The following is a 13,420-nucleotide window of genomic DNA, read 5'->3' on the forward strand; positions in this document are numbered from 1 at the left end:
CTTCAGAAGGAGTTTTTACTCCCACTGAAGCTTTATTAACAGAATTCTTAGAAGTCGTTATCCTTTAGGAGAAATCGTTATCCAGGGACGTAGCCGCTCTTTACTCCAACTTTAAAGAAAAGCAGAGAACCCAAATCTTTGATTTGGTGTGAATCGCTTTCACAGAGTGCGATGGGAGTATTAGAGCGGGTAGTCATCGGATAAATGGCAGTATTATTACTTTTCCCAAGTGAATTGTAAAATGAAAGTGGATTAAAGTTAATGATACCAGTGGATTGCATGGTGTTTTTTATGAAAAATTGTATTTTATAAAATCATCTGGTAAATATTTTGACAAACCTTGAGTTTGCAATGGTTATATGCTATTGTTAGTTTTAAGGAATGCTGATTTTACAGGTTGAACATTAACATGAGATGTATTTAAATGGCACAGCAGTATTAAAAGGAATATTGGCGGTAGAGTTGAACATTAACATGAGATGTATTTAAATAAGTTAAACTTAATTTTTCTTTCAATTATGTTAACTGTTGAACAATAACATGAGATGTATTTAATTAGGATAATGTCCCCTTTCGAAATTTTGCAAATTCCTTGTTTAACAATAACATAAGATGTATTTGAATAAGTATCTGTCTGTACATGTGTATTTGCTAATGGGAATGAAGAGTTGAGAGTGAATAAAAATTTTACTAAGGAGTCTGCTATTTTTTATAAGTAGCAGATTATTAATTTTTCCAAGTGAATTGCAAAATAAAGGTGGACTAAGGTCAATGATGCCAGTGGTCTGCATAGCATTTTCTATAGAGAATTGTATTTTGCAACATTACCTGGTAAAGTTTTAAACAAACCTTGAGTTTTCAATGGTTTTATGCTATTGTTCACTTTAAGTGATGTTGGTTTTACAGTGATTGAACTTTAACATAGGATGTATTTAAATTTTCTTAATGCATTGACTAAACTTCTAGCACTATTGTTGAACCTTAACATGAGATGTTTTTTCAAAAAATTGAAAGTTGAGAATGGAGAGCTGAGAGTGAATAAAAATTTTAGCTTATTCATAGATTAGGGATTTTACTGTATCAATATTAGTAACTTTCCCAAGTGAGTTACAAATTGAAAGTACTACAAAATCAATTATATAATTGGCTTACATAGTTTTTTTATAGAAATTTTTATTTTACAAAATCCCCTGGTAAATTTTCTAACAAATCTTGAGTTTTCAATGGGTTTGTGCTATTGTTGATTTTGCAGTGGTTGAACTTTAACATAGGATATATTTAAGTTAGGTAAATATGTTAGGTCCATCTTTTAAATGCTTGTTAAGCCTTAACATGAGATGTATTTAAATAAAAACGAAAAATTATTATAAAAACTAAAAGTGATGAATATTTTTAGTTTTTTTTATTTCTAAAATTTATAGTCATTAAATATTATGAGTAGAACTTATGAAATTTTTGTTTTATAATAATTATATTGGTAATTATGTAGAAAGATGGGTGAGTGAGGGAGTGAAAAAATATTTTTTGATTAAAATAGATATTAGTAGTAAACAAAAATATATTTTTCAAAGTAATGTTTTAAAAGAAATAATAGGAGCGTCGGAAATTATAAAATTTATTACAGAAGATTTAACAAAGTATATTTTTGATCTTATGAATAAGGATAATAATACCCCAGGAAAACTAAAGGATAAAAATTTTTATGAAGGTTCTAGTATAGATAATGGAAATAAGCTTATAGAGGCAGGGGGAAATGCCATATATATATTTAATGATATTGATGATGCAAAAAAATTCAATGGTCTGTTTAGTAAATTTGTTATGAAATATTTTGATGGATTAGAACTATTGTCTATAATTAAAAAGTTTGATATAGATAATGATCATATAAAGTCAGTATTAGATGAAATGGAAAAGGAACTAACATATAAAAAGGGTAAAAGACAGAATGTATTCAAAAGAATTGGATATGGAATAACAGATTTATGTCCAAGAACAAGAAAGCCAGCAGGATACAAGTCTATTTATGAAAATAAGTATATATCAAAGGAATCTTTTGATAAAGAACTTTTTTATACAGCAATAAATAATAAAAATAAATTTCAACAGGTATGTGAGAATACAAAATACTTAAATATAAGTGAAGAATATATAGAAGCAATATCTAAAGTAAGTAGTGATAGTATGTTTGCAGTAAGTAATGAATTTAAATTTACAACAGAATTGGACAAGCTTGCTGGAAAAATAAATGAAAAGACTTATATAGGAATAACGTGTATAGATGGCAATGGAATGGGAGAAAAAATAAATACATTCAATAATACACTTAAAAATAATGGTAAAAGCAGAAGAGAAAGAAATATAAATTGGCTAAAAGAGTATGGAAAACTTACTGAAGAGATAAAGAGAAAATATAAAACTGCCTTTTTTGAAATGATAGAAAAACTTATTGAAAATTACGATAGTTATTGTGAAAATATAGGTTTCGACAAATCAGAAAGAATTATTCCAATAAGGCCAATAATAGCTGCTGGTGATGATATCACTTTTGTAAGTAATGGGAAAGTAGCTATAAAGGCTACAAAAATTTTTATGGATAATATAACATCACAAAAGATAAAATTTGGTGAAAAGGATTTTAATCTTACAGTAAGTGGTGGAATAGCTATTGTAAGAAAAAATTATCCATTTTCAAGAGGAATAAAAATTGCAAATGAACTTGAGAAAAGCTCTAAAAAGAAACTTAAAGCAATGAGGCAAGCATTTGAAGATAAATTTAAAGATAAGAAAACTGAGAAATTAGATGCATCTTTACTTGATTGGTATGTTGATAGAGGCAATATATTAGAAAATTTAAAATGGATAAGAAATGAAGAAAATTTGGAACTTACAGCAAAGCCGTATTTAATAAAATACAGCGAAGATATGAATAAAAAATATATAACTTCAAATTTAACTGAGTATGTAAAGAAATATTTATGTACAGATTTTAGTATATTTGAAACTACGTTGAAATCTTTAAAACAATCCAATTCTAATAGCAATTTTAAGAAGTTCTATAGAAGTATGAACTCTAGTGAGGTAGATGCAGAGCTTTTTATTTTAAAATATAATGTTAATGACAAAATTGTTTGGGAAGAAGAAAGAGATATAGGAGATTTAAAAAAAGTAATTTATGATGCTATAGATGTTTTAGATTTATATGAATATATAGACTTAAAACATAATGAAAAAGGAGAAGAAAAAAATGTATAGATATGTGGTAACTATGCAATTATTATCTGAAACCATTTTTGGAAGTGGAGAATCTAAAAATGGTGTTGTAAATACAGATATACTAATAGATAAAAATGGATTTCCATACTTTTCAGGAAAGACTTTTAAAGGGGATTTAAAGAAGGTTTTTAATACTATACTTAAACCATATTATGAAGCTAATACAAAAATAGATTTGCAAGCTAAAATAAGTGATTTTTTTGGATCAATAGCTAAAAAAGAGGGGAAATTAAAGTTTTCTAATTTTTATTTAAGCAAAGATATTATAAGTGTTTTTTCAAAAGATAAATTAAAAGATTATAATGAAGAAATAAAAAAAGATATTATATTAAATACTTTAACAGAAATTAGATTTAATATAAGAATGGATAATGAAAATGGTGTTGCAGAAAATAAATCACTTAGAGCATCGAGAGTATTGAGAAAGGGATTAAAATTTGAAGGTTATATAGAGAGTGAAAATGAGTTGACAGAGGATGAATACGAAGTACTTCAAAATGGTATAGCAGCATTAAAACATCTAGGAGTTAATAAAAGTAGGGGGAAAGGTTTAGTTAAAGTAGAAATTAGTAGAATTGAAAATTTAGTTGGGAAATTAGATTGTAAAATAAAAGAAGATTTCGAGTATATATTTTATGAATTGTATTTAGAAGAGCCTGTAAAAGTTGGAGATAGTAAGTCGAAAGACGATTATGAGGAAAGTAAATTATATCTAACAGGTTCTGCTATTAGGGGAGCTGTTTTAAATAGATATATAAAAAAACATAGTATTAATTTTAAAGATGTTTTAAAAAATACGTTTTTTTCAGATGCATATCCCATATATGAAGAAGGAGGGGAAAAATATTTTTCTTTTCCTACACCTAATACTTTTATAATAAGTAAAGAAACTGATAAAAAAGAAAGTAAAAAATTTAATAAAAATGAATTCTCTAATATTTTAGAACAAGATAATAATGAGGAAAGAAGAGTTCAAAAATTAAAGAAAGGAAACTTTTCTTATTATACAGGGGAAACTTTATTTCAATTTGACGTAAATAAAGATTTTAGATTTCATCATTCTAATGAAAAGGATGAGAAAAATATCTTTAGATATGAATCAATTTCAAGAGGACAGAAATTTTATGGCTTTATTGATGTAAGTAAAATTGAAAAAGAAGAGAAAACTAATTTAGTAAATCTGTTAAAAGAAAAACCTGTTTTGTACTTAGGAGGATCAAGAACAGGTGGATATGGAAGAACTAAAATTATATCACTTGATATTATAGAGCATTTCAATAAATTAAAAGAAAGGCTGGGATACTTTAAGATAAGTAATAATAATAAATATACAGATATTTATTTTTTATCAGATACTATATTAAGAGATGATAATCACCAGATTAAGTCTATGTTTACTAAAGAGTATATTAAAGAAAAATTAGATATAGATATGAATGATAATAATACTATCCAGCAAATAGATTCTACTATAATTACAGGCTTCAATTCTAAGTGGCAGTGTCAAGTCCCTCAAGTATATGGAATAGAAAAAGGCAGTTGTGTAAGAATAAAAAATATTTCTGATAAAGATATTAATGAATTTATGCAGCAATATCATGGTGATAAAAGGCAAGATGGTTTAGGAAGGGTTATTATAAATCCAAAGTTTCTTAAAGTTGAGGATATTGAATTGAAAGAGTATTTCTGTGATATTAATTACAATGAAAGAATTGAAGAACATAATCAGGAATGTGTTAGATATTTAAGAGAATGTATGGATAAAAATATAATAGACATGTTTATAAAAAAATATATTTATAAAATGATAAATGAATCTAAAATAAAATGCATTTTTGATGAAGATACTACATTATCTCAAATAAATAAATTAATAAGTGATATAAATAGATGCTTATCTTCTAAGGAAAATGTCTTAAAGGAATTTGAAAAATATATTAAATCTCTCCGATATGTAAGTGTAAATAAAGATAGAAACATGAAGAATATGAAACTACTTGATATTAATATAACTAAAGATATTTGTTTAAAAGATTTTGCAGATAACTCAGGGAATATAGGTAATAAATTAATAGATGAAGTTTTTGGAAAGAAGAAGAATGAATTAATATATGAAAACAAACCTAACATAGATGAGTTGATTTTAAACATAGTAAAACAATATCTATACTATCTTGGAAAGGGAAAGAAAGGGTTGGAATAGATGAGGAACTCAAATAAAATTAAACAATATTTGTTAGAAGTGACAACTCGCTCACCTTTGAGAGTTGGAAATGGGAATGAAGAAAGTATAGGAGTATTATTAATAGATAATCATGCATTTATAAGCGGTACAAGTATTGCAGGGTTATTTAATAGTTTTTTATTAAAAAAGAAGAAAATGCAAGAAAATCAATTATTGGAAGAAGTATATAAAGAAGTATCGGGTGAAGACTTAAGGAATAAAAAGAAGGAATCAGCAATTTATTTTTATGACAATTATTCTAAGGAACAAGTTACTGAAAAAGATTTAATTTATAGAGATCATTTGAAAATAGATGGAAAATTAGGAAGTAACTCAAGTGGCCAGTTATTTGGAGAATATTATGTATCAAAGGGGAAGAGTTTTGAAATTAGATTTGAAGTTAGAGGAGAAAATCTAAAGGAAGACTATTACAATGAAATATGCAAATGTTTACAAGAATTTATATATGAATTGGAAGATGGAAGGATAACTATAGGTAGTAAGGCTACTTTTGGCTTTGGAAAGTTGAAAGTTAAAGGATGTTATTTAAGAGAATTTTGTTTAAAAGATATAGAGGATTTTAAGGACTATATAAATCAAAAAAATATATGTAGAGACAAGCTAGAAAAGAAAGATATAAAAGAGTTTAAAGGTAAATATTCAGAACAGGAAATAAAAATAATATTTAAGGGATATTGCGAAGATGGCTTAATTATAAAAGATGGAGTGAAAAAATCAAATGATGAAAAGGGAGATATAATTGTTTCACATAAAGAAAATAATAAATATATAATACCATCTTCATCCATAAAGGGAGTATTAAGAGCTTATATTTATAAAATATATAGAACTTTATACCCAGAAAATGGTGAAGAAGAATTAATAGAATTTTTTGGATGTAAGGTAAATGGAAAAGAAGGAAAAAAGGGTAGATTAATATTTGAAGATTGTGAGATAAATATTAAAGAATTACCAATATATAATCGAATAAAAATAGATAGATTTACAGGTGGAGTTTATAGTGGAAGTCTATTTAGGGAAGAAGTGATTACAGTTGATAAAAATAACCCATTAGAATTTGTGATAAAAGTAATAGAAAAAAACGAAAAAATTTTAGGGTTAATAATACTAGCACTTAGAGATATGGCATTAGGATATCTTACAATTGGAAGTGGTAATAACGTAGGATATGGAAGAATTAAAGGTATATCTATAGAAATACAAGGATATACATCTGATAATTTGAAAGTTCAATTTAAAAATAATAAATTAGAAGGAAATGTAGACGAAATTAATAAAATTATTAAATCTATTAAAGAGTAGAAGGTGATGTTTTGCAATATATAAATAAACAAGAAACATTAAATTTAATTTTTCAAAAATATAAGTATTTAAAATATGCATGGATTAATACTTTTAGTGATTTATTATTAATAAAATTAGATAAAAACTTTGATATAGAAAATATTTTGGAAAATCTAATAGAGGGAAAATTTTTTAATAATGATGAAGAAATCTCCATTATGCAAGTAGAAGATGGTGTATTTTCTATAAGTGTATTTTCTGAAAAAGTAAATGAATATAAGGACATTATAGAAGAAGAACAATTAATAAGTAAACATAAATTTATTACAAATAATAACAAAAGAATGAAATTAATCATAAAACATTATTTAAAATATGATGATGATGGACAAGCATTTGTAGATTATACCAGGCTTTGTGATGTAAAGGAGGAGGAGAATTGTGAATAAAAGGGGATATGAATATGCTTCTGCACCTTATAATTTTATACCGTTACCCAAAGAAGTAGTTTATAGACACAGGTTTAGTAATATAAATACTGAAGAAATAGACAAAGAACTTAGACATGATATTTTTGATAGCGAATCTAAATCGGGATATATACAATATTCAATAAAAGTAGAAACACCTCTGTTTATTGATAATGGAAAAGAGAACTTTTTTAAGGTTGGTAATAAAGAAGTTATACCAGGGTCTACTTTAAGAGGAAAAGTTAGATCAAATGCAGAAATTTTATCGTATGCTTATCCTAAGTTTATAGAAAGTAAAAAACTATGGCATAGAGGATGTTTTGAAAGTACTAAATTAAAACATGTTTATTATAAGACTATAAAATTAAGTAAGAAATCAAGAATTAATGACTACGTTAAAGCAGGATATTTAAAAAGAGAAAAAGGGAAGTGGGTTATATATCCGGCTTTAGAAGATAAGGATAAGAGGAGTTTTAGAACTATACATGAGAAAGATGTAAAAAATTTAATAGATGAATTTCCAGAAAATTTATTAATGTATAAGAGTATAGAGGATAAACCAATAAATGAATTTTGGAAAGAACTAGATAAAAAAAAGAATGAAAGAAAAGACCTTTTAAAGAAAAAAGTAAATACTAGAAATATAGATGACGATATAAAAAAATTATTAAGGGATCAAAAAAATTATGAATTTAAATTTTATTATATGTATGTAAACTATAGTATAAATGGGGAAAATAAAAAAATTGCTAAACTAGAGATAATAGAGAATTATAATAAATTAGATAAGAAAAATAAAGAATGTATAGGAATGTTAATGAATTCTACAAATTTAGGAAATAAAGTGCATCACTATTTAATTTATGAAAAAGATATTAAAAAAGTGCCTAAAAGTATAAGTGATGAAGTTTTGAATCAATATAAAACAAATGTAAGACTTAAACAAGAAAATATTGTTGAAGATTTTGAGTTACATGATAATGAATCCAATAATTTTTATAAAGAAAAGCCTATATTTTATATTTTAAATGATAAAAGAGAAATAGCATCCTTTGGATTTACACCATATTTAAAAATTCCCTATGGTAATTCTATAGGTGAACTTATCCCAAAATATAAGGAAAAGAATATAAATTATTTAGATTATATTGATAGTATATTCGGATTTATTAATGGAAATGAGTCATATAAAGGGAGAGTTAGTTTTACAAATGCCAAAATAGATAAAAGTTGCCAGGTGAAATTTCAAAAGTCATGTTATAAAATATTAAGTTCACCTAAAGTTAGCTCCTTTCAATTATATCTTAAACAACCAAATGTAAATGAACGTAAATTTTGGAATGACCAAAAATTTAATTATAAGGGATATAAGAAAACATTAAATACATATAGCGACGATTCAGAAATTAGAGGAAATAAATTTTATTGGTTGAGGGATAAGAGTAATAATAAAGATCAATATAGAGAAAGTATATCAAAAGATCGTGTTGAAAATAATGAAAATTCTAAAGAAATTAGAAAGGAAATAAAACCAATAGAAATAGGAACAAAATTTACAGGAAAAATATATTTTGAAAACTTAAAGGATGATGAAATAGGATTACTACTTATGGCTATAAAGCCATTTGAAGATGCAAAGGATAACTTAGGAAAAGGAAAACCTTATGGATTTGGAAAAGTAAGTTTTAAAATTGAAGAGATAAAAGAAATAGATAATTCACATAGATTTGATTCTGTAGATATAAGCTATAAAAAATATTCGGAAAGTTTAGATTTAAGAGTGGAAAAATATATAAAATACTTTAAAGAAACCATTAACAACTGTATAAGAGATTTATATAAAGGTGACAAAAATTCATTTGATTTTGATACTGAAGAAAGAATTAAATGTTTTAAGGCGAGTAAAACCAATGAAAAAAGAATAAATGATAATGAATTTAATTATATGGAATTACAGGATAAAAGGCTTAAAAATAGAAATATACTTAAATCTATGGATGAATATATATCATCAGAAGAAATACATGGAGAAAAATATGCAGCAATAGATAAAATCATTACTGAATAGAATATTTATAAAAATTTAAGTGGCAGATTTGAAATGCAAAAGGGGAGGGACATAGGAAGAAATGAAGACTAAAAATAATTATTTTGAAATAATAAAATTACAAATGCAAAAATATATTAGTAAAACATCAGCTGAAGCAACCTTAAAAGGATTCTTGTACCAATTTTTTCTTACTATAGATGAATGGTTAAAAATTCACTTGGAGAATAAAGATTATAAAATATATCCTGAAAAGGATGATGACATAAAGATAGAGAACAAGGAGAATTTATACTACATTCAAGCTAAAGCTTATAGCAAAAGATTTACATTGAATGAAACAGCCTTTATAAAAGCCATTTATCATTTTTATATATTATATGTTGAGAATAATGCTAAAAGGTTAGTTCGATTTACATTAGATACTAATTCTCAACCAGGTCCTAAATCCAATGAATTAAGGAATTGGGCTAATAACAATCTGAAGAATAAAGATAAAGAGAATATTTATAAAACTATTAAAAAGAATCTAGAAGAAAGTATAGATTTTACAAATGACTTTACAAATGAACAGAAAAATTTATTAAAACAAGAGTTAAGTAAAAATTGGTATGAATTTATTGATTTAATAAATTTAAATTTTAGATATAAAAGCGTTGATGAATCTATAAATGCTTTTAAAGCAAGTATTTTAAGTAATATAAAAATTTTAAATGATCATTCAAGTGAACATGTTATTTTAGATAGATTATTAGTTGAAGTTTTCCAAAGGTCAATAGAAGAACAGCAAGACGATAAAAAAATAGATAAAAATTTATTGGAATCTATATTGGAAAGTGGAGATGAAAACAATATTATGGTTATTAATGAAATGATTAATAAAACAGATGAAATAATCAGTAAAATAAATGAAATACATACTATCATTAAAGATAATGTTAAACCTGTAGAAGATAAAAAAGAAATATTAGAAAATATAATGGTACGTAGTAGAGAGAAAATAGAAGATTCATTACTAAACTTAAGTTTGAGTGAATTTTTTATAGAAAATAGTTATGAGCCCAGTAATAATTATAGAGAGATTAAAAGCCAAAGTTATTGGAATAATGAATTGTTAGATAAAATAGATAAATTTTTTATTAGTTTAACGGAAAAATATAATACAAATATAACAATAAACTTAGATAAAACTCATACTAGTATTGCATTTTATATTGGCTACTGGCACTTGAAACGATTTTCAGATACTATGTATTATAAAAAAAACAATGATATATATTATGAACAAGAATATGGATATGTAGGCAAATCATGGATATGGGAAGAAGTATTAATAAATAATGGTGATAGTGTTACTATTATTGTTACATCAACTATGAAGCCAAATCATATTAAAAATTGTGTAAAAAATTTTATTAAAAAAGATAATTTGTGCACAAATAAACTTGTAACTTTTTATCTGGAAAATAAACAACAAGCAGAGGTTTGTAGTAACTACAGCATTACTAAAGAAAACATAGGAATTTTAAAAAATGAATTAGGTAAACTTATTTCAGAAGAATGTTTGTGTAAAAAAATAAATTTATTTTTATCATGTCCTAATGAACTTGCTTACTTATTGGGAAGAAATTTAGATAAATATGAGAACATAACTCTTTATGAGGTAAAAGATTATGGAAGTAGTGATTGTAATTATGTTAAGACTATAGATATCAAACAAAGAAAAAATAAATTTAAATCAATGAGGTAGGGATATGTGTTATTATGAATTAAAAATTACTTTAAATTTAAAAAAAGACTTATATTATGATAACGTTACTGAAAAGTTATCATTTATGATGAATAAGTCAATGCTTTGCAATGAGTATTTAAAAAATATTCATGAAGTGAATATGTATAAGCTTTATGTATTTGAGGGGTTATCCCCATTTGAAAAAGATAAAGTATATAAATGTGGAAGATACTATATGACGAGGTTGAGATGTGTAGATCAGTTTATGGCTGAAAGCTTTAGAGAATGCTTAAAAGGAACTAAGACAAATGAATTTGATGTACTAGCTGTAGATATAGATATTATTGAGGCAGGATTTATAAAAAAACTGTTTAATGTTACACCAGCAATATTAACAGTAGATAATGGGCCATGGATAGAAGGAATGGATATTGATATTTTAAAAAATTGTATAAACAATAATTTGTTAAAGAAGTTAAAGCTCATTGAAGGTATAGATGAAGAACTAAATCATGATATGATAAAATCTATAAAGTTAAAAAATAGAAGTCCTATTGGATGTAAGTATAAAGGAATAAAACTTATTGGAAATAAATTTGATATAGAAGTAAAAGAAGATGGAAAATCTCAATTAATGGCTAGGATAGCATTGTCTACAGGAATACTTGAAAAGAATTCATTAGGTTATGGTTATTGTTTGTATAAAAATGATTAATGTAATATCCAACTGGTTAAAGATTAACATGAGATGTATTTAAATGCATTAATGTAGTTTTGAACTTTATCTAATCTAGCAGGTTGAACCTTAACATAGGATGTATTTAAATGCTGTAAAGTTATAGAATATAATTACTCTATCTTCGTTGAACAATAACATGAGATGTACTTTATATAATAAATAGTAGATAATAAATGAGGAGAAATTTTCTCCATTTACATTGTGAAAAATTTTAAAATTAAGATTCTCTGTATAGCAGCGGGAGAAAATCCTCTATAGTTATTTTTTATTAATTTAGAAAAATAATAAAGTAACCCAGAATGATAGGGTTTTAGAAAAGCTTAGGAATATATATGAAATTCTATTTTTAGCAATTATTTTATATTAATTTTCCCAAATGAATTGAAAAGTGAAGGTGGTTTAAAGTTAATGATACCAGTGGCTTTGGCAGGATTTTCTATATAAGTTTCTATTTTACAAAATCACCTGGTAAACTTTTAAGCAAACCTTGAGTTTCCAATGGTTATATGCTATTGTTGATTTTAAGGAATGTTGATTTTGCAGTGGTTGAACAGTAACATGAGATGTATTTAAATGCACAAACCCATTTTTCACCTTCCTTTATTTCTTGCGTTGAACTTTAACATGAGATGTATTTAAATCGCCATCTTACTGTTTTACCGGATTCTTCTTGCTGTTGAACTTTAACATGAGATGTATTTAAATATATTTAGGTTGTTTATATAAGAAATTATAGCGTTGTTGAACTTTAACATGAGATGTATTTAAATTTTACATTTTTGAAATCACTATAATTTTCTAAATTTGTTGAACTTTAACATGAGATGTATTTAAATAAATTAATTGCTCTATCTGAATCTAGTGCGATTATGTTGAACTTTAACATAGGATGTATTTTCAAGCAATTGAAAATTGAGAATGGGGAGTTGAGAGTGAATAAAAACTTTACTAAGGAGTCTGCTATTTTTTATAAACAGAGTTCTTGGCTTCAGAAGGAGTTTTTACTCCCACTGAAGCTTTATTAACAGGATTCTTAGGAGTTTTACTCCTTAGAAGTCGTTATCCTTTAGGAAAAATCGTTATCCAGGGACGTAGCCGCTCTTTATTCCCACTTTAAAGAAAAGCGGAGAACCCAAATCTTTGATTTGGTGTGAATCGCTTTCGTAGAGTGCGATGGGAGTATTAGAGCGGGTAGTCATCGGATAAATGGTAGATTATTAATTTTCCCAAGTAAATTGCAAAATAAAAGTGGGATAAAGTTAATGATACCAGTGGCTTGTATAGGGTTTTCTATGAGGAATTGTATTTTATAAAGCCACCTGGTAAATTTTCTAACAAACCTTGAGATTCCAATGGTTATGTGCTATTGTTAATTTTAAGGAATGCTGATTTTACAGTGGTTTAACAATAACATGAGATGTATTTAAATAATAAGACAGTTGCTAGAAATAAGTAAGAGTGAAGGTTTAACAATAACATGAGATGTATTTAAATATACGATTATAATATTTTATATGGAAAACATTTTGTTTAACAATAACATGAGATGTATTTAAATCAAAGCTCTGAATATCTACTTATATCACTCTCAATAGTTTAACAATAACATGAGATGTATTTAAATGAT

7 protein-coding genes and 1 CRISPR repeat array are annotated in these 13,420 nt (G+C 25.5%); all 7 genes read left to right on the top strand.

Annotated elements, in window-relative coordinates; translation table 11 throughout:
* Positions 1-1,509 precede the first annotated feature (1,509 nt).
* The 7 genes from T514_RS0123470 (at position 1,510) to T514_RS0123500 (ending at position 11,769) form a co-directional block, all read left to right on the top strand.
* Positions 1,510-3,255, top strand: a complete 1,746-nt coding sequence (locus tag T514_RS0123470; RefSeq protein ID WP_034870158.1) for a Cas10/Cmr2 second palm domain-containing protein — start codon at positions 1,510-1,512, stop codon at positions 3,253-3,255.
* Positions 3,248-5,479 (top strand): RAMP superfamily CRISPR-associated protein, encoded by a 2,232-nt coding sequence (locus T514_RS0123475; protein WP_027626931.1) that lies wholly within the window; start codon positions 3,248-3,250, stop codon positions 5,477-5,479. The genes T514_RS0123470 and T514_RS0123475 overlap by 8 nt, the downstream gene beginning before the upstream one ends.
* Positions 5,480-6,823: an RAMP superfamily CRISPR-associated protein gene (locus T514_RS0123480; RefSeq protein WP_027626932.1), complete on the top strand. Its 1,344-nt coding sequence runs from the start codon at positions 5,480-5,482 to the stop codon at positions 6,821-6,823.
* Between the two features lie 11 nt (positions 6,824-6,834).
* A complete protein-coding gene (locus tag T514_RS0123485; RefSeq protein ID WP_027626933.1) occupies positions 6,835-7,254 on the top strand; it encodes a hypothetical protein in 420 nt (139 codons plus the stop codon).
* On the top strand, positions 7,247-9,343 hold the full coding sequence (locus T514_RS25460) for a TIGR03986 family type III CRISPR-associated RAMP protein (RefSeq protein ID WP_051542274.1): 2,097 nt from the start codon (positions 7,247-7,249) through the stop codon (positions 9,341-9,343). Before T514_RS0123485 ends, T514_RS25460 begins: the two co-directional genes overlap by 8 nt.
* Before the next feature lie 61 nt (positions 9,344-9,404).
* Positions 9,405-11,072, top strand: coding sequence for a dsDNA nuclease domain-containing protein (locus T514_RS0123495; RefSeq protein ID WP_027626934.1), 1,668 nt, complete (start codon positions 9,405-9,407; stop codon positions 11,070-11,072).
* A gap of 4 nt (positions 11,073-11,076) precedes the next feature.
* On the top strand, positions 11,077-11,769 hold the full coding sequence (locus tag T514_RS0123500; RefSeq protein WP_027626935.1) for a hypothetical protein: 693 nt from the start codon (positions 11,077-11,079) through the stop codon (positions 11,767-11,769).
* Positions 11,770-12,338: 569 nt separating this feature from the next.
* A CRISPR array of direct repeats spans positions 12,339-12,630; the repeat unit is 30 nt.
* The last annotated feature ends 790 nt before the right edge of the window (positions 12,631-13,420 follow it).

It is taken from the genome of Clostridium lundense DSM 17049 (assembly GCF_000619945.1).
GTDB classification, from domain to species: domain Bacteria; phylum Bacillota; class Clostridia; order Clostridiales; family Clostridiaceae; genus Clostridium_AO; species Clostridium_AO lundense.